This window comes from Archangium lansingense, assembly GCF_026626635.1.
GTDB classification, from domain to species: domain Bacteria; phylum Myxococcota; class Myxococcia; order Myxococcales; family Myxococcaceae; genus Archangium; species Archangium lansingense.
The window spans coordinates 5,969,109-5,995,497 of sequence record NZ_JAPNKA010000001.1 but is presented as its reverse complement, the minus strand read 5'-3'; the positions used below and the strand labels follow the sequence as shown (position 1 = coordinate 5,995,497).

The window sequence follows — 26,389 nt, the reverse complement described above, 5'->3', positions numbered from 1 at the left end:
CCGCTTCACCACCCGCCCTGGCCGACGTCGCCCATGGTGCGCTGGGACGGCGCCACCTTCAGCACGTCCGCCGCCGTGCGCCCGCGGATGCTCGTCACGTACATGTCCTCGATGAAGGCCGGCGGCGCGGAGAAGGTGCCCGCGAACTGCGCCCGCATCACGTACCCCACCGTGCGCGGACTGTCGCTCCACCACGTCGGCTCCTCGAAGAAGAACGTGGCGCGCTCGGGGCTCAACGAGCGCCGCTTGAGAGCCTCGGGTGCCAGCGGCAGCGAGTGCGGAGCCCCGCGGAACTCCTTGTCCTCCACCAGCGGCACGAAGCCCGCCGGCACCGCGTCCTCCACCACGTAGTACGCCGTGCGGTTCCGGTTGTCGCCGCGCGCATCCAGCGTCAGCTCCACGTACACCTCCTCGCCCTGGCTGACACTGACGCCCGGCTCGAGCTTCACCCGGCCGCCCTCGCGCAGCACGTAGTACGCGCGCTGGAGGCTCATGCCCTCGGCCACCGGCTTCACCTCCGCCAGCGGCGTGGCCGCCGTAGCCCTCAGCGTCGCCACGCCCGCGAAGCCCGCCACGTCCACCGTGCGCGTCCCCGGCTCCAGCGTCGCCACCAGCCCCATGCCTCGCGGCGTGAAGCGCACCGGCCCCTTCGCACCCTTCACCTCGGGCGGCGTCAGCTTGCGGAACTCCTTCGCGTCGCGCTCGATGAGCCACATCGAGTGCAGCAGCGCCGTGCTCCGATCGAAGGTGGACAGCCCCGGCTCGGTCAGCGCCTCCAGCAACCGCCGGCGCGCCTTGTCCACGTCCATCTTCCCGAAGGATGCCGCGTGGCCCAGGATGGCGGTGAGACCCACCCGGCGCAGCGGGTAGCGCCAGAGGGCCTCGCTCGGCGCGGGCATGTTGGCCAACGTGACGAAGCCCTCGTTGCTCAGAGCCACCAGCTCGTCGATGCGGCCCTTGAGCGCGGGCTCCCTCATCACGCCCGACTTCTCCGCGGCGAGCACCGCCAGTGCCAGCGGGTAGAGATCTCCCGGCTGCGCGGCCTCCACCAGCGCACGCACCCGGGCCGCCTGCCGCTCCCCGTCCAGCCGCGCCAGCACCCATGCCCGCGTGGCGTCCCACTCGAAGGGCAACCCCTCCTGGCCCTCCAGCCAGCGCATGCCCTCGGTGATGCGCGGATCATTCCGGTCCACCAGCCCCGCCTCCACCGCGTACGCCAGCCCGTCCAGGGCGATGAGCGTCATGGGCAGATCCGGCGTGCTGTAGCCGCTGAACCAGGTGAAGCCGCCCCCGCGCACGGACATCTCCAGGATACGGGCCGTGCCCTGCACCGAGCGGCTGCGCGCCTCGGCCAGCAGCGACTGGCTGTCCGTGTCGAGCGACTCCAGCGAGCCCGCCTTCTTCAGCGTCTGGTACAGCGCCACGTTGGGCACCGTGGTGGACACCAGCTGCTCCAGGCATCCGTACGGATAGGTGAGCAGCTCGCGCACGTTGGAGAGCGCCGCGTCCACCAGCGACGGCTGCAGTACCAGCTGCACCTCCGAGACCGTCGCGCGCTCCGACGCAGGCAGGGCCAGTGCACCACCGCCCCACTGCGACACCTTCACCGGCTCCTCCAGCACCGCCGGCCGCACCGCCACCACGCGCCTGTCGCGCAGCGGCTCCTTGCCGCCCGTCACCTCCACCGCCAGCTCGGCCGTGCCCGGGCTCTTCGTCTTCAGGGTGATGGGCAGCACCTGCTCGCCGCCCTGACCCAGCTCCACCTTCTGCTTCGCCTCGGAGGACTCGAGCACTCCCGCCGCCGCGAGCCGCACGTCCAGCAACTGGCTGCCCTTGGACGCCTCTCCCGCCGACAGACGCACCGAGGCGAGTGCCTCGTCCCCCTGCCGGAGGAACTGCGGCAGCGCGGCGTACAGGTTGAGACCACCGCGCGTGGCGAACTCGGCCGTGGACTCACCGAAGCGGCCCGAGGTGTCCGCCGCCACGCCCGTCACCACCCACAGCGTCTGGTTCGAAGGCAGCTTGAAGCGCAGCGTCGCCCGCCCGTCCCGGTCCGTAACGACCGTGGGGCTCCAGTACGCCGTGTCCCTGTCCAGGTCCTTCGCCTGCCGCGTGGGCGGCTTGATGGAGGCGAAGGCGTGGTCCGGCAGCCCTGCCAGTTTCCGCGCCAGGGCCTCGCCGTAGCCGTAGCCCTGGAACTCGGCCGAGAAGAAGGTGGCCACGTTGTTGCGGCCCACCGGGTAGAAGAAGTCCAGCACCTTGGGACGAAACTCGTTCTGGATGGCGTAGACGGCCTTGTCCACCACGCCGACCGAGAGCTGCGCCACCACACCCTGGCCCTCATGGTCCGTCACCCGGACGTCGATGACCTGCTCAGTAAGAGGAGTGGCCTCGGCGCGCCGGGGCTGCAGCGAGACACGGAGGGTCCGCTCGGAGGGAATGACGCGGAAGCCCACCGTGCGCTCCTCCCAGCGGCCCGAGGCCGTCGGGTACGCCACCGAGGCATACACCGCGCTGCCGAAGCGCTTCTCCACCTCGAAAGCGTGCACCAACGTGCGGCCCTTCTGCTTCACGAGCTGCGTGCCGTACATCCCCGAGCCCGTGAGCGTCACCCACACCGGGCCCTCATCCGAGCCACCCGGGCCCCAACCATCCGGCAGCAACGCCACGAGCTGAGCCGTGTCACCCGGCTCCAGCGTGCCCGAGAGCGAGGCCAGCGTCAGGTTGGGCACCTGCGCCACCGCCTCATCCGCCTCGCCGATGACGAGGAGCTGGTCCTCGCCCGCCCAGGCCTCGCCGCCCTTGTCCTTCACCGTGACGCGGGCCACCACAGCGCCCACGTCCGAGGTGGGCACCTTCTCGCGGTACGTGCCATCCGCCGCCGTGGTGAAGCTCTTCTTGCCCAGACTCTTCTCGCCGCCATCCGCCTTGCGCAGCACGAACTCCACCTCGCCCGGCGTGGCGCCATAGGGCTTGCCGGACAGCGTGGTGGCGCGGATGCCCAGCGTGGCCTCGGTGCCCTTCTTCACCACCGCCGCCGAGTAGCGCGTGGAGCCCAGCACCTCCACCTTCGAGAGGAAGAAGGCCGCACTCGCGTTGGCGAACGTCTGCTGGTCATCCCGCGCGCGCACGGTGAGCGTGTAGCGATACGGCAGCCGCTCCTCGCCCGGCTTGAGCGCGGGCACCGCGATCTCAATCTGAGCGTCCCCGTTGGCGTCGAACGTCGCGGCACTCGCCCACGGGTCCTCCTCCACACCGCGCTCGGCCACCGTGGAGAACAGGCGCTCGGGGACACTCAGCCTGCCCTCCGAGGTCGAGGCACTCCCGTACGTCACCGCGCTCCCCTGCCCGCCCAGGCCCGCGTCATCCACCCAGGCCGGTGCGTCCAGCAGCGAGCGGTAGAGGAACACCTCGTACTTCGCTCCCGGGGGCACGCCGCCCGCGTACCGCCGCGCCTTCACCGTGGCCCGCAGCGTCTCGCCCGGCACCACCGTCTCCTTCTCCGGCTGCAGCTCCAGGTAGAAGGTGGGCTTCACGTAGTCCTGCACACGCGCCTCGCCCTGGTGCGGCTGCGTGTCCAGCTCGGCCATCACCCGCAGCACGCCAGTACCCAGATCCGCCGGCACCTGCACGGTGCCGTTGAAGCTGCCGAACTCGTCCACCTTCGCGCGCGTCTGCACCTCGCGGCCCTCGGCCGAGACGAGCTTCACCGCCACGTCGCGCCGCCGCGGCGTGAAGAGGCGCGCGAGGAAGCTGTCCGGCTGGCGCACCAGGCCGCGGAACTTCACCTCGTCACCCGGCTTGTAGATGGGCCGGTCGCTGTAGATGAACACGTCCGGCGCCACCGCCAGCGACGAGTAGAAGTCCGTGTCCACGATGGCGGTGTCCCCGCCCGACGTGGCCGTGGCGATGAGGCGCGGCTCCTGTACGGCCAGCGTCAACTCGCCCTTGTCGTCCGTGGTGCCGCTCGGACCCTTGCCCGAGGACAGGTACACCTGCACCTGCGCACCCGCGCGCGGCTTCTGATCCCTCCCCGCCACGCGCACCAGCACCTGCCCATCCGTCTGCTTGAGCTGCACGGTGAGGTCAGTGACGACGAGCACCACCTGCCCCTCCACGCGCCCCTGGACAAGCTGGAGGATGTACGTCCCAACCGGCAGCGGCGCGAGCGTCACCCGGCGCTCCTCGAAGCCTCCGCTGTAGAACGAGGTGTCGAAGCCCGGGACGCTGAACTCGCGCTCGGCGCCACCGAGGTCCAGGTTCAGCCACTGGCTGCGCACCACGGAGAAGCCGGGAGGAATGCCCACGAGCTTCTCGGCGCCCTCGGACACGCGAGCCAGCGGACGGCCTGGCGGAGGAGGAGGACGCGTGGGCAGGCCCGGAGCCACCGTCTTGCGGAAGTCCTCATTGAGAGCGAACAGCAGGAACGATCCCGGCGAGTGCGCGGCGTTGAAGCCGCGGCTGAGCGCATTACCGGGATTCGCCGTGGTGGGCGGAGCCTGCCAGGCGCGCCGGACGTCCCCCTGGGCGCGGATGAAGGCGTCGGTGTCCGCGGGCTTCAGCACCCGCAACTCGACGGGCCCCTTGTTTTCGAAGGCCACGTCCACGGCCACCGGCTCACTGCTGCCGTAAGCCCGAGGAACGGTGATGTAGAGCGGCTTGGCCGCGGCCACGCCAGTGCACACCAGCGCGGCCAGCGCCGCGATGCGAGCGGAATACCTCATGACCCAAACCCTCCCGGAACCAGCCTGCTGCCATCCACCGTGCCGCGCAGCCCCATGTACGGCAGCGTCTCCAAATCACGCCGCGCCTCCTCTATCTCCGGAGGTGCCGCGCGCGGCCGCGGCTTGCTCGAATCCACCGGAGTCACCTGCGACCAGTACCCATCCGCCATCAGCATGCCGAGCAGCCGCCCGGTATTGACGCCGAAGGACACCGAGCCCGGCGCGCGCAGCCCCTGCACCACAGGCGACGCCGCGTTGAGCATGTTGGGCCCCTTGCCCTCACAGGCCTTGCGCAGCCGCGCGAGCACGTCCTGGGTAGAGGCCAGCACGTGGTGCCCGCACAAGGTGGCGGACTGCATCGCGTTGGGTCCCGAGAAGAGCTGCCCCAGTGCCGCCGCGTCCTCGGGCCGCCCCCACAGCAGCGCCACCTCGGTAGGCAGCGCCGGATCTCCCCGAGGCGTCCACACCATCGCCACCTGACGCGTGCGCAGCGGCACGGCAGAGCCCTTGCCGGACCAGAAGGCCTTGAGCGAGTCCCGGTCCAACTGCTCGGGCAGCTTGAGCTGGAGCGCGAGCAGCACCGGCGTCTCCTCGGGAACGAGCTTCAGCAGCTCGTCCGAGAGCGGCGCGCTATCCAGCCGGGGCTCGTCCGCCACCGGCCCGGAGATGCCCCGGCCCACGAGCCGATTGCCCTCGACGGCGAACTGCAGCCGGATGCCGTTGGCCACGCCCATCACGTGCGTGAGGAGCTGCGCCTCGCGGCCGAGCGGCTCGGGAGCGAAACCCAGCTCCACGTCCACTCCCTGGGGCGGCTCCAGGTCCAGGTGCAGCTCACACAGGCCCTGCAACACCACCGCCGGATGCCGGCCGAACACCAGCTTGTCATCCGTACGCGCGGCCCACAGCGACTGCTCGGCGATGAGCCAGCGCTGCAACGTGAAGCCCTCCGAGGGCACCTCGCCCTCTCCGCCTGGGCACGAGGAGGCCACCAACACGCTGCGGCGCACGACGCCGCTCATCGAGTCGAAGGCCGCCATGGTGGCGTTGCCCGGCTCGGGGACGATGATGGCGGGCGTGCCCGCGCGGTACTCGCCGGAGTACCAGACCATGCGGAACGGCGCGGCCAGGAACTGTCCGGCCATGATGTCGAACACGGCGCCCTTGAAGCTGCCCCCCAGCTCCTCACCCCGAGTGTCGAGGAACGCGGCCCACCCGCCCACGAAGCCCTTGCCGAGCGGCTTCTGGAGCTGCTCCTTGAGCCATGGGTTGCCCGCGAGCGCCTCGCGCACCTTGCCAGGCGCGTAGACGTCCACCCAGACAGCCGGGCGCACCGGCTCGGTGGGCACCTCCAACTGACCCGGTTTGCCGGGCGCGGGAGGCAGGGCTTGGAGGACCGAGCCCTGACCAGAGCCGGACGCACCCGAGGATGCGGAGGGGCCCTGGGCATCCGGCGCCTTCGCCGGGCCGGAGGTGCCCCGGCCGAGGAGGAAGGCGACCAGGGCCACCACGACGAGCACGGCGGCGCCGATGCCCACGAGGAGAGCCCGAGGAGGTCCACCCTTGGGAGAGGGAGCCGGGGGCGGTGCGCCCGGCGAGGGAGAGGGAGGGTTCATCGCATCCACTCCTTGAAGCGGAAGAAGCCGAGAAAGGCGGTGTTCTGAGGCACCGGGCGCCACTCCAGGGGAGCCTCGGTGACGAGCGACTGGAGGACGCCGGTGCGTACCGCGGCCCCCTTGTCGCCCGGGTGGTAGACGATGCGCGTGGGGGCGTGCGCCTTATCCTCGGGGCGCACCACGAGCATCAAGTGGAAGATGGGGCCAGCGTCACGCTCCTGGCGGAAGGCCACCAGATCGCCGGTACGCAGCGCCTCGCGCGTGGCCTCATCGCGGCCGAGCGGCACGAAGCTATGTGCCAGCAGCGTCTCGGCGTCGGCGAAGTCACCGGGCTGGCCCTTGTCGTCGAGCCACAGGGGCGAGGCGAGCCGCTCGGGGCGAAAGCGCCGGTACGCGCCGCGGAAGGCGAAGCGCACCAGGCCCGCGCAGTCGCGCTGGTCGGGGTGCCAGGCCGGATCCATTCGGCGCACCTGGGCGAGCGCGACCTGGGCCACTTCGCGCCGCAGCAACGTCTCGAGAGACTCTGCTGAAGCGGGCGTGGCCGCCTGGAGGATCAGAAGCAGGGACAGCGCACTCATGGCGTGCCGGGTGCCTCAGCCTTCCGAGTCCACGCCGCCGCTGGTGAGCGTCTTGACGGCGTCGTCCAGGTTGCGAGGCCACGAGGAGCCCTTGGGCGCCGGATCCTGCGAGGGCACATACACCTCGGCCTTGCCATCGCCGAGGACGTTGATCCAGGCCAGCACGCGCGTGGTGCCAGGCGTGGCGAGCGGGATGCGCACCATGCGGCGCATCTCCTGGGGAGTGCCCTCGTAGAGGACGACGTTGAGGGTGGCCACGGTGTGGGCCTTGTCGCCGCTGGGCCAGTAGTTGGTGGCGATGAGGTAGACGCCCTTGGGGGGCGCGCGGTGGACGTAGAGGTAGGGCCCGTAGGCGGGGTCGTCGAAGGAGTCGCCCTGCTCGTTGAGGTAGAAGGTGCCGCCGCTGGGGCTGTTGGTGTCGGCCCAGTAGACGTGGCCCATCTTCTTCAGATCGAGCACCGGGCCCTCGCCCGGCTTGGGCGTGGAGACACTGTCCTGGGTGGGCTCGTAGATGTGGAGGTCGGTGTAGACGCCCTGGGTGTCGCTGGTGAGGATGGCCTTGAGCGGCACGGGAGGAATCTGCGCGTAGCTGGTGGCCTGGACGCGCGCGGTGCCGGCCTGATTGGTGGCCATGAGGGTGACGACGTTCTTGCCGCTGGCCGCGGGGAACTTGCGCTTGAAGCGCCCGCTGAAGGTGCGCATCAGGTAGCGGTCGCCGTTGATGGAGATGACCACCGGGTCGATGGTGGTGTCACTGACGGTGCCCTCGACGAGCAGCATCCGGTCCACCGTCCAGCCACCGGAGGGAGCGGTGAGGCGCACGGTGGGGAGCGTCTTGCCCTGGCCGATGGGGACGCCCTGCTGGCGGGAAGGGGCAGTCGGGGCCTGGGAGAGCAGCACGGCCAGGAGTACGGGCAACATCGCGGGCAGGTCCTGTCGAAGGGAGGAACGGCCGACAGACTGCGTCATGTGGCCGCTGCATTCAAGACGATAGAAGCCCAGGCGTGTCACCTGTCGAGTAGACCCGACCACATGACGTCATGGATTGAGCATGTCAGACGGCTGAGGTAGGGTGGCGGGAGTTGACGTCGCGGAGCGACCGGTGGAGGGAGGGCGAGGGTGGGAATCGAGGACGCGTACAAGTCACGGATCAGGGCGATGGGCTGGGCCCGGCTGAGGGCCTTCCACGAGCGGCTCGTCGAGGGACGGGTGAAGGGCTGGGAGCCCGGGAAGGCGTTCGAGTACCTGGTGCTCCGGGCATTCGAGCTCGAGGGCGCCACGGTGACGTGGCCCTACATCACCAATGTCTCACTCTCGGAATCTGAGGGTGAGACGGAGCAGATCGATGGGGCCGTCTACGTGGACGGCCTCGCCTGCATCGTGGAGGCGAAGGATACCGCCGCCACGGTGGATATCGCTCCCATCGCCAAGATGCGGAACCAGTTGCTTCGCAGACCTTCGAGCACCGTGGGGTTGATCTTCAGCAGGGGCGGGTTCTCCCGCCCGGTCACCACGCTCGTCAAATTCGTCGCACCCCAGACGATCCTGCTGTGGACGGGTGATGAGGTCGCCTACGCCCTGAAGCACCGGACGTTCCGAAAAGGATTGAACGAGAAGTACAGACGCAGCGTCGAGCAGGGGCTCGGCCTGCATGACACGCTGGAGAGCAACACATGAAATCCCCCGTGAAAGCCTATGTGGTCACGGAGAACGAGTTCGACACAGAGCTGATCCAGGCGCTTCTGACCAGACGCTTCGGCAGGAGTGCTCGAGAGATTCACGTCCGCGCTGCGGGTAACAAGCAGCGTGCGTGGACAACCGCGGACTCACTGCTCTCCAACCGCAGAGGGCCTACAGCACTCATCGTGGACGCGGACACCATCGATCACGATCTCACGATGGAACAGCAGACCGAGCTCGAAACGATGTTCGGAACCAGTGCACGCAGACACATGTGGCTCGTCGTGCTCGCCAAACCCGAGGTCGAGGCCGTGTTCTTCTCCGACCGTGCGCTGTTGGAGCGCGTTACCGGGAAGAAGGTCTCGGAGCTGGACATTGCCCGGGCCGCGCTAGGTCCTCGGGCTGCGCTCCTCAAGCTGCTGCCGAAGCCCAGGTCCGGCCATGGCGCGAAACAACTGGTGAAGAAGCTGTCCGATTCCGACTTCGAGAAGATCATCTCCTCCGAGGCCTTCCGCCCGCTGATCGAGTTCATCCAGCGGATGCTCGCGCTCAAGGATCCGCCTCGCGGGATCCAGCGCACGGACGAGGACTCGTCATCCTTCTTCCCGTGAGCAACTGTCTAACTTGAGTCCCGCCCCAGCCCGAGAGCGCTCACTCCTCGCCGGGCTACTCCCTGTCTCCTTGAAGGCAGCGGCTCTGAACTCCCCGCTCCTGGCCATCGCCCGGAGACTTCGGCGAGCATGCTTGCCCCATGGACTTCTACGCAGACGTTCTCGACCACACCGGGCGTACGCCGCGCGAGTTCGGCGCCATCCACCTCCACGTGGAGCCCGTCCTCCGAGGCCCCCTCGGGGACGCCGTCGCCACCCTGTGGCTCCAGGGCGCCTTCGAGCCGCTCGGCTCCGGCCATGCCGTGCAGATCCTGGGGCACCAGAAGAATGGCCCCGCACGGCGGATGCTCGGCCGCTTTCCCCTGCCATCCCTCGAGGGGGGCACGGTGGTGCGCTGGCGCCTGCCCTTCTCACTCCCCGCGGAGATCGACGAGCTCCACTTCCGCGTGGAGTCGACGCTTCATCCCAAGGCCGAGCGCGTCCGTCCCGCGTGGAAGCTCTTCGACACCCTCGAGATCGCCAAGGAGAGCGACATGAAGTCGACCTCGCTCGAGCCCAGCATCGGGGTTGACATCGGTGAGTCGCTGCTCAGTTCCGTGCTGTCGGGAGGCCTGTCGGTCAGTATCAAGGTGGGGATGGCCACGCGCGATGGCTCGAGCCTCTCGAAGGCCGTGCACAGCAAGCTTCACGCGGCGACCCAGCTCCCGGAGGTCATCGTCATCCCAGTGGTCGATGGCAACTCGGAGCCCCTGCCCGAGCCGCACATCGAAGTCGTCTGGAAGCCGGGCATGTCCCTGCCCGAGGCCTCCGTAACCCCTACCTGGGCGGCGGCCTCGCCAGCGGTCGCCAACCCCCCACAAAAAGCGATGCGAACCTGCTACGCCTGTGGCTTCGAGGGCCCACAGGCCGAGTACGCCCGAGCAACCCTCTGCCCCCAGTGCGACGCCACCTGGATGTGAGAGTGCTCACCGCAGCGGCGGAGGTGGCACGCCAGAGATGTCCGCGTAACGGGTGACGACCCACAGGTGGTCATCCATGGCAGGGGCGCCTAGCTGTCGCGCTCCGGGAACTCCAGGCCGACGTCGTCCAGGAGCATCTCCCCCTTCGGCGTCTGATCGAAGCGAAGCGTGATGGAGCGGAGCGACTGGAGATCCAACGTGGGCTCCGCCGCCAGGAAGTCGGAAAGCGGAACGGCGCAGCGCCGGAAGATCCTTCCCGCCGGCAGCCCCAGGAAGAGCTGCTCGAGCGCCGGCACCTTGTACAGCGAAACGTCCGTACGAGGCCCTTTTCCACAGAACGCGAAACCCTGCCGTCCGCTCGCATCCGCGACCTCGATGCGAAACGCCGCGTCCGGCTCGGCAATGGCCAGCACCAGGCGGGTCGCTCCGTCCACGGCGCGACCGCCGGTTGGACCTTCGGGCAAACGCACCACGTAGGTGCCCACCCCTCGCTCCGAGGCCTCCCACTTCAGGCGCACGGCATGGTTCCCCTGCCCCACTCCCATGCGAAGACGAAACTCCTCCTCCCGCCAGAGCACGAGATTCTCCGCGCTCACCCGGCCCCCCGGGAGTGTCGCGGTCGATACATCGGCATCTTCCTCGAAGCCGGCGAGCCGCTGATAGGCACCGTCTTCGTAGAGAGGGAGGTAGGCCGTCTCAGGCAGCCACGTGGCACCCACGGCCGGGTTCCTGAACAACTCCCGGTATTCATTCCTTCCGTGCAGCGTCGCCTCGACGAACGCGGAGAGGTAGACCCGGGCCACCTGCTGCTGCTCCGCGCCGGACAGCAACGCCGCTCTATTCAGGAGCCATCCCATGGGCAGGACCAGATCCTTGTCGCCCCACACGGTGTTGAACTGCCCGTGATTGGCCCGGTGGATATAGACACTGGCCTTGAAACGATTCTCGCCCGGCAATACCCGTTGGTAGAGTCGGCTGCCCCAATAGACTGGCATATCGGCATCGTGGGAACCCCAAAGCAACAGGTAGTTCACGCCGGAGGGAGACAGCGGGTGTCCCGCGGGGCGAGCCCCACCGTCGGTCGGCGACAAGCTCGCCACCGCTTGAATCTGAAAGCCAAAATCAAAGAGGAGCGCACCGTTGCCAGGGTATCGCTCCATCTGGTTGAACGAATGGGCCAGGGCCACGGCATCTCCTCCGCGGGAATGGCCCACCAGCGCGATTCGCGTCATATCCACCGCACCGAAGAACCGGTGGTCCTGGGTCCCATTCCAGGTCCGCCAGAGTTTCAGGTGCTGGAGCAGGAGCCAGGCCCGGGCGTCAGTATCTTCGAAGAGACCTCCCGCAAACGAGTTGTTGAGAAAGTTCTCGTCGATGGAAACGACGATCGCACCACGGCTCGCGAGCAATTCGCCCAGGTACCCATAGCCGGAATCGGAGTCCTTCTGCATCAGGTAGTTCCCGTGGACGAGCACCACCAACGGGAATGGCCCCTCACCTTCTGGGTACCAGACACGCCCGTTGAGCGGCAGGCGCGTCGCATCGAAACCCCAGTACCAGGTACGGACCCCGCCACCCAATCCCTCGCCCCAGCGGGAGAGGATGAGGGAACCGTCCACCGGCGTTGTCCGCAGCTCCGCGCCCGAACCATATTCAAGGCGCCGCTGGTCCGTCCCGCTGCCATAGAACAACGTTCGCACCGCATACGGCCCGGCCTGCGACGGATCTGTCAGGGAATGACTCTGCTGCGAAGCAGTCGCGGGGCGCGTGACCCCAGCCGGCCTGGTGCCCGGAGATACCAGCCACCCGATTCCGGCCACGTCCCCGCAGGCCGCCAGGATCACCAGGGAAACGGCGATGAGCTGGGACCTGCCCTTCGCCCCATCCCGAAGCATTCCCAGGCCCGCCCCCAGGGCGCCCTGTAGAAACACCGCAGGCAACCCGATCAACAGCAGCCCCATCATGCCCAGCGGCAAGTTGATCAACGCAAAGAGCGCCCCAAGGGCCAGGACAGAGCCAGCCAGCACACCCACCATCCAAAGCGGCAACCGGCGCAACATCGCGCCAAGACCCGCCACCAGCAGGCCAAGCATTCCTGTCAGGAGCAGCCCAAACATCGCCGTCGCCAGGGTATCGATTGGCCATCCCAGGCCGGACACGACCAGGCCAGCCACCGTCACGAACACCCCGACAACGGCGATGACTGCCCCCACAGCGGCCCCTGACAAGCTTCGTCCCCGTACTCGCGGAGACCCTTCCACCACCTGCTCTTGTGACTGTGATCGCAGTAGACCCACCAGCATCCTCGAAGCCTCCTGTACCCGGCGCCTTCTGCACCCCGGTGACTTCTGATGGGGATATAGCAAAAGTGCCTGCTCACCGGGATGGGGGCCTGAGACGATGCAACAGCTTGGCCGGATTGCTTCTCAATCACAGCCCTGCTCAGGAATGCTTGTTACGCGGCGACCCCGCTCCCAGAGGTCATCGTCGAGCCATCAGAGCCGGAACACGTCCGCGAGCACGCCGTCCGGCCCGTAGCAGCGCTGTGGCGAGGGCGTGTCGTAGACGACGAGCACGGAGTCGTTCGGCGCGAACCAGGAGAACACGGCCACGCCCTCGGCGTTGTCGTCCCTGCTCCCGTCCTTCAGATCGAAGAGCGGCTCCAGCACGCCCTTCTCCTGCGGGTGGAGGGTATCTCCAGACAGCAGCAGGCCCTTGTGCAGCCGGAACAACCGGATGGGACCATCCACCGGCATGGTGGGCCCCGCGAGGATGAGCAGGTCCTCCCCATGGCGGCACAGCTCGCGGATGCCCAGGCCATCCAGGTCCAGGAAGTGCTTGTGGTAGGGGCTGCCCTTCTTCGTCCGCCGGGGCGCGAGAAGGCCGTTGCCCACCTCCTCCACCTCCATCTCCAGGATGACGGCATAGCCCCGCAGCACGGGGCCCCGGAGCCCGAGGAAGACCCGGTCCCCGTGGACGGCGAACCCCTCGATGTCCAAGCCGTTGTCCTTGCTGGGAATGGCCAGGGCGCCATCCGGATCATCCGGCGAGGCGGGCGCGAGGAAGGGCCCCAGGTGGGGGTCCTGGCGCAGCAGCTCCACCAGCACGTTCACCCCCGAGTCCTCCCGGCCCTCGGCGCGCTTGAGCTTCGCCGGGCGGGCGGAGCCCGACGTCTTCTCCGGCAGCGGCACCCGGGCGAGCAGGAAGCGCCAGGGCTGGTGCTCCACGGTGGCCAGGCGCTCCAGATCCTTCACCATCGCCTTGCCCTTGGGCTTCTTCCGCTTCGCGCTATGCGAGCCCACGAACCACAGGTGCCCGTCCTGGAAGTCCAGCGCCTCGATGTCCACCTCTTCGCGGACCTCCTCCCCGAGCAGCTCCGCCATGACGAAGTGCCGGTGCTCGCCGAAGACGCGCGGGTTCACCGGGGAGAAGCGTTCGAGTGAGTGGTGCTCGTCCGAGGCCACCCAGAGGCTGCCATCCGAGGAGAACACCGCCGCGGAGAGATCCTCATGAAGCTCCTCCTTGCCGGTGTTGAACTTCAGCAGGACACGGCCGAGGAGTGGGGCATGCAGCATGGAAGTGTCCTCCAGGTTGGGAGCCTTCCGCTTAAGCACCCCCCTGTACTCGCGCCAACCCCCGGGCCCTCCGTAGAGCCCGCTGGCGGACAGGGGGTGTGGCGCCTCGTGAGCACACCCCAAATTTAGAACATCTGGAGGCTGGCCCATGCTCCCGCGAGGCTCCCCCGTCCGACCGGAGGCGATCGAGCGCGCCGTGCTCGACGTCATCGGGACGCTCGTGGCCGAGCTGGCTCCGCCGCGCGCCGGGGAAGCAATCGGCCTCGATGACTCGTTGGATCATGACCTCGGACTGGGCAGCCTGGAGCGGGTGGAGTTATTGCTCCGGTTGGGGCAGCGCTTCGGCGTGGTGCTGCCGGATCCCATCGTGGCCAGCGCGTCCACCCCGCGCGACCTGGCACAGGCCGTCGCCACGGCGGTGCCCGCCCTCACTGAGGAGGGACCCCCGGCTACCTGGGCTCCGCTGACGCCAGGGATGGCCGCGCCGGACTCGGCACGCCTGCTGACGGACGTGCTCCGCTGGCATGCGGAACACCACCCGGAGCGCCCCCACCTCTTCCTTCGTCAGGAGGATGGCTCGGAGCGTCCCCTGCACTACGGCGAGCTGTGGGCCTCGGCCTCGGCGGTGGCGGCGGCCCTCTTCCACGAGGGGCTCCAGCATGGAGACACCGTGGGCCTCATGCTGCGCACCGAGCGGGCCTTCTTCCCATGCTTCCTCGGCATCCTGCTCGCTGGAGGGGTCCCGGTGCCCCTCTACCCGCCCTTCCGGATGGATCATCTCGAGGAGTACGTCGAGCGGCAGGTCGGCATCCTGCGCAACGCCGGGGCACAGGTGCTCATCACTTTCGACGAGGCGAAGCGGGTGGGCACGCTCCTGAAGGCCCGAGTGCCCTCCCTGCGGCGAACCCTCACTCCAGCCGGACTGGACTGGAAGGACGCGGTGGCCCCACCTGTGCGCCTGGAGGACTCGGACGCCGCGCTCATCCAGTACACGTCCGGCAGCACCGGCGCCCCCAAGGGCGTGCTGCTCACCCACGCGCAGTTGCTCGCCAACATCCGCGCCATCGGCCAGGCGCTGCGCATCCACCCCGAGGACGTCGCGGTGAGCTGGCTGCCGCTGTACCACGACATGGGGCTCATCGGCTCCTGGCTGATGCCGCTCTACTACGGGATTCCGCTCGCGATCCTCTCGCCGCTGGCCTTCCTCGCGCGCCCCTCGCGCTGGCTGCGCGCCGTGCACCACCACCGCGGCACCCTCGCAGCCGCGCCCAACTTCGCCTATGACTTGTGCGTCCGGAAGGTGGAGGACGCGGAGCTGGAGGGGCTCGACCTGAGCTCCTGGCGCGTGGCCCTCAACGGCTCCGAGGCGGTGAGCCCGGAGACGATCGAGCGCTTCACCCGGCGCTTCGCTCCCCACGGTTTCCAGCCCGGCACGATGTTCCCGGCCTACGGCCTGGCGGAGGTCGGCGTCGCCCTCACCTTTCCTCCGGTGGGACGACCGCCCCACATCGAGGCGATCGAGCGCGAGCACTTCACACGTCGCCGCGAGGCCCGGCCCGCTCACGAGGGGGAGGAAACTCCGCTGCGCTTTGTGTCCTGCGGCCGACCGCTCCCGGGCTACCAGGTGCGCATCGTGGACGGCGCGGGCCGCCCAATCGGAGAGCGAGTGGAGGGGCGGATCGAGTTCCGAGGGCCCTCGATGACCCCGGGCTACTTCCACGCTCCTGAGGCTACACGTGCCGTGCTGCATGACGGGTGGATGGACTCGGGAGACCTCGGCTACCTGGCCGGAGGGGAGCTGTACGTCACTGGGCGAAGCAAGGATCTGATCATCAAGGCGGGCCGGAACCTGTACCCCACGGAGCTCGAGGAGGTGGTGGGAGAGCTGCCTGGCATCCGCAAGGGCTGCGTGGCCGCTTTCGGGCTGCCCAGTGAGGAGCTTGGGACCGAGCGGCTCGTGGTGGTCGCGGAGACGCGCGAGCGTGGAGAGGAGGCACGAGCGAGGCTCCGCGCGGCGATCCTCGATCGGGTGACCGCGGTGCTCGGCCTGCCACCGGACGAGGTGGTGCTGGCACCTCCCGGCGCGGTGCGGAAGACCTCCAGCGGGAAGATCCGCCGGAGCGCCACCCGAGAGGCCTATGTCCACGGGGAACTCTTGCGAGGAAGGCGCGCGGTGCTCGTCCAGTATGCTCGGCTGGCCGGGGCGCACCTGAGGGCGCATGGAGGACGAGTGGCCAGCACGGTGGGACCGGCGCTCTACACCGTGTACCTGTCCGTGTTGATGCTGCTCACGGCGCTGATGCTCGGAGTGGGGCTGGTGACGGTGCGCTCAGGTCCCTCCACGGATCGTCTGGTGCGCCGGATCGCGCGCTGGATGCTGCGGGCCGCCGGATGTCCAGTGCGGGTCGAGGGGCTTGAACACCTGCGCGGCCCCGGGCCGTGGGTGCTGGTGGCCAACCACGTCAGCTATGTGGACTCGGTGGCCATCCTCGCGGCCCTCCCCGTGGACTTCCGCGCGGTGGCGAAGCAGGAGGTCCGCTCGTGGCCCCTGGTGGGCGCGGCGGTCCGCGGCGCCGGGCACCTCACTGTGGATCGCTTCGACACGGCCCGGGGAGTCGAGGGGGCGGCACATGTCACGGAAGTGCTCCGGCAGGGCACCTCGCTGCTCATCTTCCCAGAGGGCACCTGTGCCCGAGGGCCCGCGATGCTCCCGTTCCGGCTGGGAGCCTTCAAGGCTGCGGTCGAAGCAGGGAGGCCCGTGGTGCCCATCCACCTCGAGGGCACCCAGTGCATCCTCCGCCCGGGCTCACGCTTGCAGCGCCCCGGCCACATCACACTCTCCGTCGGCGAGCCGATTATTCCGGCTGCCGAGGGCTGGCCGGAGATGGTACGCCTGCGAGATATGGCACGGGCCCGGCTCGACCATCCGGTCAGCGCCCCCACTCTCTGAGCGGTCAGGACGAGGAGAACACGGACATGTCCATGGATCCCCACCGCGAGTATTGCCGGCGCCAGCATCGCCTCCTGGCACACCACCTCAGCATCGAGGCGTGGTGCGCGGGCGACGACTGCATCCTCCTGGAGCGCAACCACCTGGAGGAGTTCCTGAAGCTCGAGCGCTTCAAGACCACCCGGGTCCAATGGCTCCTGGAGGACATCAAGCCCTGGTTCAAACACACCGAGCCCGTCTACTCCGGCCCCGAGGGTGAGCTGTCCTCGCTCGAGGCGTTGTACCTGTCTCGCGTGCCCATCGCTCGGAAGTTCCTCGTCCGGCCCGATCCCATCAACGCGGATGAGCTGGTCGCCTGGCTGCGGAGCAACGGTCTGCGCGTCAACCTCCTGCATTCGGTCAGCGCGGTCATTCCTCCCTCGGAGGAGCAGATCGTCACCCGGCTCGCGCTGCTCGCCTCGGGTCTGGCGGAGCCGTAGACTCCCGCCATGTCGGTCTCCCTCACGAGTGATGCCGAGGTGGTGGCGTTGCGCGCGCAGCTTCAGGCGGCCTCGTGGCGCCACGTCGTGGTGCTGACAGGGGCGGGCATCTCCGTTGCCTCGGGGCTCCCCACCTACCGGGGTCCCGGCGGACTGTGGACCCGGCCAGACCTGGAGGAGCTCCCCACTGCCGACATGCTCGCCCGTGACGCCTCGCGCGTCTGGTCCCTCTTCGGACCACTACGTGAACAGGTCCGCACCGCAATGCCCAATGCCGCGCATCTCGCGCTGGCCCGGTGGGAGGAACGGTTGGGAGCGGGCCGCTCCTTCACCCTCCTGACGCAGAACGTGGATGGGCTGCACACCCGAGCGGGAAGCCGAGACGTCGTGGAGCTCCATGGCTCGCTGCGGCACACCCGCTGCTCCAACACGCGCTGCTCGCTCGCCCCGTTCGAGGACTCCGTCGCGCATACGCAAGCACCCGCGTGCCCCGCCTGCGGCCAGCCCCTTCGGCCCGACCTCACCCTGTTCGAGGAGCCGCTCCCGCTGGATGCCGAATGGAAGGCCAAACACGCCCTGCGGGAGTGCGACCTCTTCCTCGCCGTCGGAACGTCCGGAACGGTGTCCCCCGCCTCGAACTTCGTCCGTGGGGCGAAGTACGCGGGGGCGCGGACCCTGCTGGTCAACCTCACGCCCATGCAACCCCGCCATCCCGATTTCGACGTGGAGATTCTGGGGCGCGCCGAGCACATCCTGCCGCTGCTGCTCGGCGAAGCGTGAGGCGCTACTTCACCAGCGCGCGCTCTTCGGTGGGCAGCAGCCCCAGGCACTTCGTGCAGTAGCGCCCCGAGCTCGCATCCGCGGACGAGATGGCCTTGCCCTTTGCGTCCGCCATCACGCAGCCCTTCTCCTCGCAGTGCGGGAACCCCAGCGTGTGCCCGAACTCGTGCACCGACAGGTCTCCCAGCCGACGCAGCAGCGCCTCCTTCGTCTTGCTGTGCTTCTTGTAGATGTGCGCTGACACCACGCAGCTCGGCCCGCCGATGCTCCCCAGTCCCGCGATACCCCAGTCGAGGATGTTCCCCTTCGTGGCCGAGATCTCCGCCTCCGTCACCGCCACCACCTTCCACGCCCCCTCCGGCGGATGCTCGTCCAGCCAGTCCAGCAGCCGATCCGCCCTCCAGCGGCGACGCGGGGCGTACCAGGCCTCTTGTGGCAGCTCCCTGGGTGGATCGATGCGGATCCTCACCTTCATTCGCGACTGGAGCTCCTGCTGGACCTTCTCCAGGAACTCCTGCCGTACCTCGCCCAACGGCACGATCGCGACCACCCGCTCTGGAGGCGTCTCCGCCTCCGCCGGGGCGAGGAAGGACCCCACCAGCACCAGGGTGATGAACAGGAGGCCCGAGCCCACGAGGCGTCGCGTACGCATGCCTCACAGTGTAGCCGGATGAGGCACGGGTTCGCGTTCACGGAGGGGTGAACACGGGCCCGGATACCCTCACCCCGTCCCTCTCCCGGAGGGAGAGGGGTGATTGGCAGGTTGAGGGGTGATTGGCAGGTTGAGGAGTGATTGGCGTCGGGTGGTTGCTCAGCCCTGGGCTTCGTCCTCGAAGTCTTCCGCCGTCTTACCGTCGAGGATTTGATCGATCTCCGCGTGCGCCACCCTCGCCTGCTCGGCGTTGAGCCGCTTCACCGCTTCCATCTGCTCGATCACCCAGTGCGCCCGCTTCTTCAGCGCCCTCGAGCCCGAAGTCGGAGACCTCTTGCGCGGTGCCGGTAGCATCGACGCCAGGATCGCCCCCTGCGCCGCCGTGAGCTGCGAGGCCGAAACCCCGAAGTGCTCCCGCGCCCCCGCCTCGATGCCGTACACCCCGTTCCCCCACTCCACCACGTTCATGTACAGCGTGAGGATCCGGTTCTTCGGCAGCGACTCCTCCAGCCGGTGCGCGAGGATCAGTTCCTTGCCCTTGCGCAGCAGGCTCCGGTCCGTCGACAGCCAGAGGTTCTTCGCCAACTGCTGGGTAATCGTCGACGCCCCTCGCCCCAGCTTCCCCTTGCGCACCGCTTCCTCCAGCGCGTTCTCCAGCTCCTTCGGGTCCAAGCCCGCGTGCAGGTAGAAGCTCGCGTCCTCCGAGAGCAGCACCGCGTCGATCGCGTGCCTGGACACATTCGACAGGCCCACCCAATGCTGGCGGCGCCTCGGCTTCTGGCCTGCCTCCCGCGCCTCCTCCACGCGCTGCTCCATCAGCGCCGTCACCTTCGGGTTCTGCTTCAGCAGCGGCTCTGCTTCCGGCAGGCTCGCGTACTCGTAGGACGCGAACACCACCAGCCCCAGGAACACCAGCATCAGCACTCGGCGCAGCCATCCGCCACGCGCGGGAGCCTTCGCCACCTGCCGGGACTTGCCCGTGGTCGCTTGCTTCACCTTCCCCGTGTTGCCCGTGCTCTGCTTCAGCTTCATCGTCCGACTGGCCATGTGCGTGCCCCATCTACATCGAAGCACCGCCGGAGGAAAATTCACCTTCCTGGCAGGCCTCCCCCTCCAGCCTGGGGCAGGAGGGCCCACTCGCCGGTCCCCTCCCAAACGCACTCTCCGTGCCGATTTCTGTTTCGCAAAGGAGAGTTCACATGTCCCTTCGGCCTATTCCTTGGAGTCTGGTGGTCATGGGTCTCGCCCTTCTGAGCTCGGCCTGCGGTCCGGCCGATGCAGCCGACCAGACAGGGCCCGTCCAGGCGGCCCAGGGAGGCGAGTTCTGCGGCGGCATTGCCGGCATCCCCTGCGCCAAGGGCTTCACCTGCGTCGATGACCCCAATGACAGTTGCGATCCCAACCAGGGGGGCGCCGACTGCGGCGGCATCTGCCAGGCGGAAGAGAAGAAGGCTTGTAACTACGACGAGCCGAACCGGACCTACGTCTCGAAGGATCCCGAGCGGTGTGCGGCCATCCGGTTCACCTGCCCCGAAGGTGCCTCGGCGTTCTTCGATGACTGCGGCTGCGGCTGCGAGACTCCTCCGTAGTGCTCGCCGCGGTCCCGAATGCTCCGGGGTGCATGTCCCCGGAGCACGGGCCCTTCCTACGGGAGGATCTCCACGGTGGTGCCGGAGATCTTCACCTTCACGTCGACGGAGTTCGGATGGACGTCCTCCTCGTCGACGAGGTTGCTCTTGTCCACGCCGATGCGCAGCGTGTACGTGCCGTCCGGGACGTCCGTGATGTCCAGCCACTGGCACGGATAGTCACCCGCGTACACATCGGCCCAGCCCGGCGAGATGCCCTGCGAGCCATCCGTGTTGATGAACGAAGGCGGCGCGTCTCCGCAGTAAGGCATCAGGTCCACCAGGAAGAAGCCCTGCTTGCGACCCACCGCCACCACCTCGTTCTGGGGATCGACCAGCTCATAGCTGGCGAACCCGACGAGGTGATCATGCTGGTGGCACGCGTCGAACTCGTAGAGGTCCGGTCGCGCATCAGGGGACGGGATGTTGACGGCGCCCGAGCCCAGGTTCGGGATGGAGACGCTGAAGCGCAGCAGGCGCCGGTTTCCGGGCGCGCCCACGCACTGCTCCGTCACCTCGCAGGCCGTCTCCGCGAAGTCGCGCCGCTCGACATACGCCGTGCGGGAGATGACGTCCGGGTCCACCGTCACATCCGGCTTGCCCGAGCCGCTCGCCAGTCCACACGACGCGGGCGATCGCATAAAGGGCGTGGGCGCCTGGGGCGGCACCTTGCCTCCGCCGTAGGCCACCACCCGTCCCGGCCGCTGGGGCGTCGCAGGGGTGAGTTGGTCATACGGCGGAGCCAGTCCGGCGAGGAAGTCGGCGTAGCCGTCCCCGTTGAGATCCCCGGCCCCCACGGGCGCGAAGCGCACGTAGCCCTGGAACGCGGCCCCCAGCGAGTTGCTCTTCGGCCAGGCCCACTCCGAGCGCACCTCGGAGGAGAGCCCCTGCTTGGGGAAGAACGCGTACAGGCGCCCCGCCGCGCTCATCAGGAACTCCGTCTCCTTGTTGTCCTTGTCCAGGTCCCCCACGAAGTACGCCGTGGGACTGAAGCCGGGATACGCCGCGTCTCCGAGGATGCTCCAGATGGGTGTCGGCGAGAAGCCACCTTCCGGCTGGAAGAGATGCACCGCCGCACGGCCCTGATCCCCGAGGATCACCTCCCGGTGCCCATCCCCATTCTGATCCGGGAAGAACCCCAGCACTTCGTTGGGGGCCGTCCAGGACGAAGAGAACGACAGACCGCCCTCACAGACCCCAGCCTCATCGGTCTTACAGCCGAGGAAGAGCCTGGCGCCCTCCGCGGTCCCGAGCAGCAGCTCATTCGCCCCATCGCCGTTGAGATCACCCGCCCGGATGACCCTCAGCGCCCGTTCCGTGAACATCCTCACCAGGGTGAACGGAGCATCCGCGGTGGGGGTGGCGCGAAAGATACCCGTCCGCCGCGTCGAGCCCTGGCTGATGACGAGGTCATCGAGTCCATCCCCATTCAGGTCGCTCAGAAAGCTCGCGTAGAGGGTCCCGGTGTACGGCACGCGGAACAGGGGCGCCTGGAGCACCTCCCCGAGGTCCGCCTTGCCCGCGAAGACGAGCGCCCCCACGGTCTGAGCGCGGATGAGGATGTCGGCAAAGCCATCGCCGTTCACATTGCCGATAGACACGCCACTGTTTCGCCCGCTCGCCGCCGGGTTGGTGTTCGGCCAGTCCAGCTCGCCAATGACGGGCTCGGTGGAGAAGGAGGAGCCATTGCCGGCGTAGATGGCCAACGAGCCCTTGCCGGTCATCCCCGCGCATGGAGGCGCCGCGACCACCAGGTCCTGCTTCCCGTCCCCGTTCACGTCTCCGAGCGCGATGGAGTTGCCAAAGCACGACAGCCGGAGCGACTCGGGGGCCTCCAGCGTCCAGAGGGGCGTGTCGGACAAGAAGGGCGGCTGTTCCACGGGCGGCGGCTCTACAGGCGGCTCCGGAGGGGGTGTAAGGCAGCCCCCCAACACCGCCGCCAACGCAGTGGAGACCCACACTCGATTCATCTTCATGACCGAAACCCCCTTGATGTCCGAGCTCCCCGGCCGAGCCCGACGTTGCCCTTCATGGCTGCTCCCAACCAGGAGCGTCCAGCGGGGAACGATAGTGCAGGCGCCACATATCGAGCCCTTCTCGCTCCACCGTCGTCGCGTCTCCCCGTCTGAAACCATGCGCGTAGCACGCCGGGACACGCCGCTCCCTCCCCCGGTCCACGTCCGAGGAGACATCTCCCGCCTCGTGCGGCAGGAGTCCTGAGCACGGCGCGGGGCGTGTTATGCCAATTGCATGGCCCAGGGGTCCGACACCTTCTCCGAGCTCTCGCAGTACGCCCTCGATCGCCACTCCATGCGGCTGCTGCCGGAGCCGTTCTGCCGCCGCCACTCCGTGGTGGTGCTGGGCAAGATCGACGCGCAGGCCCCCGACGCCCCCATCCCCATCGGCATGGTGGACCCCGACAACCAGGCCCTGCGCTTCAGGATCTCCGACTTCCTGCAGCGTCCCATCCGGCCAGTGAAGCTCAACCGCTACGAGATCGACTCGGCCCTGCGAACGGGCTTCGGCGCCGGGCCCCAGACGAAGGCGGATCTCCTCATCCAGAAGCGCCCGCCCTCGCGGCAGCCGCCCACGCCCGTCGAGCTCGTGGATGACCTGCTTGCTGGCGCGTTCGAGCGAAAGGCCTCGGACATCCACATCGAGAGCTACCGGGACGATGTGGACCTGCGCTACCGCATCGACGGCATCCTGCATCAGGCCTACACGGACATGGATCCGGAGTCCGTGAAGGAGGTGGTCAGCCGCATCAAGATACTCGCTGACATGGACATCACCGAGCACCGTCGGCCCCAGGACGGCCGCATCCGCGCCGTCATTGCCCGGAGCGAAGAGCACAAGGTCGTCGACTACCGCGTGAGCGTGGTGCCAAGCCCGGGCGGTGAGGACGTGGTCATCCGCGTGCTGGACTCGAGCGCGGGGCTGGTCCCCGTGAGCAAGCTGGGGATGAGCCCGGACACGGAGCGGTTGTTTCTCAACCTGCTCTCCAATCCCGAAGGCCTCATCCTCGTCACCGGCCCAACCGGCAGCGGGAAGACGACTACCCTCTACGGGGCGCTCGCGCAGCTCAACGACGGGCGCAAGAAGATCATCACCGCGGAGGACCCCATTGAGTACTACGTCCCCAAGGTGAACCAGAAGGAAGTCAGCCCGCAGATGTCGCACGCGCTGCTGCTGCGCGCGCTGCTGCGGCAGGATCCCAACGTGATGCTCGTGGGGGAGATCCGCGACCTGGAGACGGGCAGCATGGCGCTCAACGCCGCGGCCACCGGACACGTCGTGCTCGGCACGCTTCATACCGCCGATGCCGTGGGCGCCGTGGGCCGGCTCCGCGGCCTGGAGTTGGATGACGCCGACATCGCAGACTCGCTGCTCGCGGTGCTGGCCCAGCGGCTCGTGCGTCGCATCTGCCCCAAGTGTGAGGCACCGGCCGAGCCCACCCGGAGGCAGAAAGAGCTGCTCGGCTCGCTGCTGGAGGGCCTCCAGCCCCGCACGGGTGTCGGTTGCGAGGAGTGCCGCCACACCGGCTACCGCGGGCGCACCGGCATCTACGAGCTGCTGGTGGTGGACTCGGGGTTGCAGGATCTGATCGCCCAGGGAGCCCACAGCGCGCAGATCCGCCGCTACGCGCGCGCACACGGCTTCCGCACCCTCGTGGAGGATGCACTGGCGAAGGTGGCTGCCGGACAGACCACGCTCGCGGAGCTGGTGCGCGTGATTCCCTTCCGTCAGATCATGACGGCCCTGGAGGATCGCCAGCAGGGCCAGGGAGGACAGGGCCAGCGCCAGGAGGGCTGAGCCGGGCCCGTTCCGGGCGGCGTTCTAGAGCAGGATCAGCGCCGCCAGTCCCAGACCGACGAGCACGAGAATCACCGCCAGGGTCAGCGTCGGGAGGGCCTCCACCTGCGCAGGCAGCGACTTGCCGCGGGGAGGCTCGGGCGGCTCATAGGGCTCCTTGGTGACGCTCAGCCGCAGCAGCACCGACTCGGACAGGTTTCGTCCGAGGTCCTCAGGCAGCATGGGCTCTCCGTTGATGATGAGCCGGGGCCGCTCGGAGGGGGACGGCTCGGGAGTCTCGGGAGGTACGGAGGGGGGAGCCGTCATCTGCCCGACACTCTAAGCCATCCCGGGCCTCTCGAAAGAAGGGGGAGCCACCGGGCGAGCCGTCACATTCCCGGCACGTGCCCATACCTCGCGTTAAGCTCGGGGCATGTGGCGGATCTTCAACCCCATCAAGACGAAGCTGCCTTCCGCGGAGGAGGCCCTGCCCGGCCGCTCCACCCGGATGCCTGTCCCCAAGAAGCACTACGTCAACGGCGCGCCGCTCGAGCCGCCCTTCCCGGAGGGCCTGGAGCAGGCCATCTTCGGCCTGGGCTGCTTCTGGGGCGCCGAGCGCAAGTTCTGGCAGACGCCCGGCGTGTACTCCACCTCCGTGGGCTATGCGGGAGGCTTCACCCCCAACCCCACCTATGAAGAGGTGTGCTCCGGCCGCACCGGCCACACCGAGGTGGTGCTCGTCGTGTACGACCCGAAGAAGGTCTCCTACGAGACGCTCCTCAAGGTCTTCTGGGAGAGCCACGATCCCACCCAGGGCATGCGCCAGGGCAACGACACGGGCACCCAGTACCGCTCGGCCATCTACTGGACCACGGACGCGCAGCGGCAGACCACGCTGGCCTCGCGCGAGGCCTACCAGCAGGTGCTCACCGGGGCTGGCTACGACACCATCACCACGGAGCTGCGCCCGGCGCCCGAGTACTACTACGCCGAGGACTACCACCAACAGTACCTGGCCAAGAACCCGAACGGGTACTGCGGCCTGGGCGGCACGGGGGTGAGCTGCCCCGTGGGTGTAGCCGCCGCGCCGTAGCGGACGGCCCGGGCCCTGCGCCCTACTCCGTGCGCATGGCCTCCACCGGATCCAACCTCGCGGCGCGTGCCGCGGGGTAGATGCCGAACACGAGGCCCACGCCCGAGCTCATCACCAGTGAGAGCACCACCGCCCAGCCGGGCACCACGGTGTTGACGCCCAGCATCCATCGCGACAGGAAGGCCAGCCCGAAGCCGAGCCCCACTCCGATGGCGCCTCCCAGCAGCGACATCATCACCGCCTCGGTGGCGAACTGGGCGAGGATGCGCCACTTGCGCGCCCCCAGCGCCTTGCGGATGCCGATCTCCTTCGTCCGCTCCGTCACCGACACCAACATGATGTTGAGGATGCCGATGCCGCCCACCACGAGCGACAGCAGGCATACGCCGAAGCTGGCGATCGTGATCACCTGCGACAGGCTGTTGAAAGTCTCCGTCATCGACTCGTTGGTGCGCACCTCGAAGTCGTTGGGAGCCAGGGGTGCCACGTCACGCCGGCGGCGCAGCAGGCCCGTCACCTCTTCCTGAGCCTTGGAGAGCTGATCCGGCTCACGCGCCTGGATCGCGAGGTTCACCGAGTCCACCTCGCCATAGAGCATCTCGTAGGCGCGCAGCGGCACGATGATGACGTTGTCCATGCTCACCATGCCCAGGAAGCTGCCCCGCCGCTGCAGCACGCCCACCACGGTGAAGGGGCGGCCCTTGATGCGCACCTGCTGGCCGAGCGGCTCCATGCCCGAGAAGAGCGTCTCCACCACGTCCATGCCCACCACGGCGACCTGACGGCCATCCACCGCGTCCACCTGGCCGAAGAAGCGCCCCGAGGCGATGGTGATACCGCTGGTCTCGATGTACTCGGACGAGGCGCCCGTGACGCGCACCGAGGGGCGCGTCTCCACGGTGGCGGTGGAGATCTTCTGGCCTCCCACCGTGTCTGACACGGACACCACGCCCACCGAGGCACACGACTCCTGGATGGCGCGCATGTCCTCCATGGTCAGGTCCTTGCGCTTGGCGTACATGCGCCAGTTCACCCGGCCGAAGCCCGAGGGCCACTTGCTCACCTGGAAGGTGTTGGCGCCCAGCTGCGACAGATCGTTGTTCACCTTGAGGCGCAGGCCCTCGATGAGGGCCATCATGACGATGACCGTCGTCACGCCAATGACGATGCCCAGCAGCGTGAGCAGCGTGCGCAGCGGGTTGCCCATGAAGGTACCCAGGGCCAGCCGCAGGTTGTCAGCCATTGCCAGCAGGCCGGCCTCGATGCGTCGGAACA

General features: G+C 68.4%; 20 protein-coding genes. 9 read left to right on the top strand and 11 right to left on the bottom strand.

All coding sequences use genetic code 11. The features are described 5' to 3' along the window. Window positions 1-5 precede the first annotated feature (5 nt). From OV287_RS24525 to OV287_RS24510, 4 genes are read right to left on the bottom strand one after another with little or no spacing between them, the layout of a single operon-like run. Window positions 6-4,724, bottom strand: a complete 4,719-nt coding sequence (locus OV287_RS24525; RefSeq protein ID WP_267536460.1) for an MG2 domain-containing protein — start codon at window positions 4,722-4,724, stop codon at window positions 6-8. Continuing rightward, on the bottom strand, window positions 4,721-6,337 hold the full coding sequence (locus OV287_RS24520) for a hypothetical protein (RefSeq protein ID WP_267536459.1): 1,617 nt from the start codon (window positions 6,335-6,337) through the stop codon (window positions 4,721-4,723). The genes OV287_RS24525 and OV287_RS24520 overlap by 4 nt, the downstream gene beginning before the upstream one ends. Continuing rightward, complete coding sequence (locus OV287_RS24515; RefSeq protein WP_267536458.1) at window positions 6,334-6,915, bottom strand: DUF1175 family protein; 582 nt, start codon at window positions 6,913-6,915, stop codon at window positions 6,334-6,336. The genes OV287_RS24520 and OV287_RS24515 overlap by 4 nt, the downstream gene beginning before the upstream one ends. Window positions 6,916-6,930: 15 nt before the next feature. Next, the gene (locus OV287_RS24510) at window positions 6,931-7,836 is read right to left on the bottom strand and encodes a DUF2135 domain-containing protein (RefSeq protein ID WP_267542411.1); all 906 of its coding nucleotides are present in this window, start codon (window positions 7,834-7,836) and stop codon (window positions 6,931-6,933) included. Window positions 7,837-8,034: 198 nt separating this feature from the next. On the opposite strand from OV287_RS24510, the gene OV287_RS24505 reads away from it, so the two are divergent. The 3 genes from OV287_RS24505 to OV287_RS24495 all read left to right on the top strand — a co-directional run bounded on the left by OV287_RS24505 (window position 8,035) and on the right by OV287_RS24495 (window position 10,165). Next, window positions 8,035-8,592, top strand: coding sequence for a restriction endonuclease (locus OV287_RS24505; RefSeq protein WP_267536457.1), 558 nt, complete (start codon window positions 8,035-8,037; stop codon window positions 8,590-8,592). Beyond that, on the top strand, window positions 8,589-9,206 hold the full coding sequence (locus tag OV287_RS24500) for a hypothetical protein (protein WP_267536456.1): 618 nt from the start codon (window positions 8,589-8,591) through the stop codon (window positions 9,204-9,206). The genes OV287_RS24505 and OV287_RS24500 overlap by 4 nt, the downstream gene beginning before the upstream one ends. 140 nt (window positions 9,207-9,346) lie before the next feature. Then, window positions 9,347-10,165, top strand: coding sequence for a hypothetical protein (locus OV287_RS24495; protein WP_267536455.1), 819 nt, complete (start codon window positions 9,347-9,349; stop codon window positions 10,163-10,165). Window positions 10,166-10,254: 89 nt separating this feature from the next. Here OV287_RS24495 and OV287_RS24490 read toward each other — a convergent pair whose 3' ends face one another. Beyond that, window positions 10,255-12,393 (bottom strand): alpha/beta hydrolase family protein, encoded by a 2,139-nt coding sequence (locus OV287_RS24490; RefSeq protein WP_267536454.1) that lies wholly within the window; start codon window positions 12,391-12,393, stop codon window positions 10,255-10,257. 267 nt (window positions 12,394-12,660) lie between these two features. Then, the gene (locus OV287_RS24485) at window positions 12,661-13,740 is read right to left on the bottom strand and encodes a DUF3616 domain-containing protein (RefSeq protein ID WP_267536453.1); all 1,080 of its coding nucleotides are present in this window, start codon (window positions 13,738-13,740) and stop codon (window positions 12,661-12,663) included. Between the two features lie 148 nt (window positions 13,741-13,888). On the opposite strand from OV287_RS24485, the gene OV287_RS24480 reads away from it, so the two are divergent. From OV287_RS24480 to OV287_RS24470, 3 genes are read left to right on the top strand one after another with little or no spacing between them, the layout of a single operon-like run. Further along, window positions 13,889-16,690 carry an AMP-binding protein gene (locus OV287_RS24480; protein ID WP_267536452.1) on the top strand — a complete coding sequence of 934 codons (2,802 nt, stop codon included), beginning with the start codon at window positions 13,889-13,891 and terminating at the stop codon, window positions 16,688-16,690. Between the two features lie 26 nt (window positions 16,691-16,716). Further along, entirely contained in the window at window positions 16,717-17,169 is a 453-nt protein-coding gene (locus OV287_RS24475; RefSeq protein ID WP_267536451.1) for a hypothetical protein, read from the top strand. Window positions 17,170-17,178: 9 nt separating this feature from the next. Next, window positions 17,179-17,949: an SIR2 family NAD-dependent protein deacylase gene (locus tag OV287_RS24470; protein ID WP_267536450.1), complete on the top strand. Its 771-nt coding sequence runs from the start codon at window positions 17,179-17,181 to the stop codon at window positions 17,947-17,949. A 4-nt stretch (window positions 17,950-17,953) separates the two neighbouring features. On the opposite strand, the gene OV287_RS24465 is transcribed toward OV287_RS24470, so the two are convergent. Beyond that, window positions 17,954-18,601, bottom strand: a complete 648-nt coding sequence (locus OV287_RS24465) for an archaemetzincin (RefSeq protein ID WP_267536449.1) — start codon at window positions 18,599-18,601, stop codon at window positions 17,954-17,956. Window positions 18,602-18,760: 159 nt separating this feature from the next. Next, window positions 18,761-19,648, bottom strand: coding sequence for a monofunctional biosynthetic peptidoglycan transglycosylase (gene mtgA, locus OV287_RS24460; RefSeq protein WP_267536448.1), 888 nt, complete (start codon window positions 19,646-19,648; stop codon window positions 18,761-18,763). 188 nt (window positions 19,649-19,836) lie between these two features. On the opposite strand from mtgA, the gene OV287_RS24455 reads away from it, so the two are divergent. Continuing rightward, a complete protein-coding gene (locus OV287_RS24455; RefSeq protein WP_267536447.1) occupies window positions 19,837-20,190 on the top strand; it encodes a hypothetical protein in 354 nt (117 codons plus the stop codon). Between the two features lie 56 nt (window positions 20,191-20,246). On the opposite strand, the gene OV287_RS24450 is transcribed toward OV287_RS24455, so the two are convergent. Next, window positions 20,247-22,205 (bottom strand): lysyl oxidase family protein, encoded by a 1,959-nt coding sequence (locus OV287_RS24450; RefSeq protein WP_267536446.1) that lies wholly within the window; start codon window positions 22,203-22,205, stop codon window positions 20,247-20,249. A 274-nt stretch (window positions 22,206-22,479) separates the two neighbouring features. Between OV287_RS24450 and OV287_RS24445 the strand changes: the two genes are divergently transcribed. Then, window positions 22,480-24,042 carry a GspE/PulE family protein gene (locus tag OV287_RS24445; protein WP_267536445.1) on the top strand — a complete coding sequence of 521 codons (1,563 nt, stop codon included), beginning with the start codon at window positions 22,480-22,482 and terminating at the stop codon, window positions 24,040-24,042. A gap of 24 nt (window positions 24,043-24,066) precedes the next feature. Here the strand turns inward: OV287_RS24445 and OV287_RS24440 are convergent, their stop codons facing one another. Beyond that, a complete protein-coding gene (locus OV287_RS24440; RefSeq protein WP_267536444.1) occupies window positions 24,067-24,348 on the bottom strand; it encodes a hypothetical protein in 282 nt (93 codons plus the stop codon). A 106-nt stretch (window positions 24,349-24,454) separates the two neighbouring features. On the opposite strand from OV287_RS24440, the gene msrA reads away from it, so the two are divergent. After that, window positions 24,455-25,114 (top strand): peptide-methionine (S)-S-oxide reductase MsrA, encoded by a 660-nt coding sequence (msrA, locus tag OV287_RS24435; protein ID WP_267536443.1) that lies wholly within the window; start codon window positions 24,455-24,457, stop codon window positions 25,112-25,114. Between the two features lie 22 nt (window positions 25,115-25,136). Here the strand turns inward: msrA and OV287_RS24430 are convergent, their stop codons facing one another. Next, on the bottom strand, window positions 25,137-26,366 hold the full coding sequence (locus OV287_RS24430; protein ID WP_267542410.1) for an ABC transporter permease: 1,230 nt from the start codon (window positions 26,364-26,366) through the stop codon (window positions 25,137-25,139). Between the last annotated feature and the right edge of the window lie 23 nt (window positions 26,367-26,389).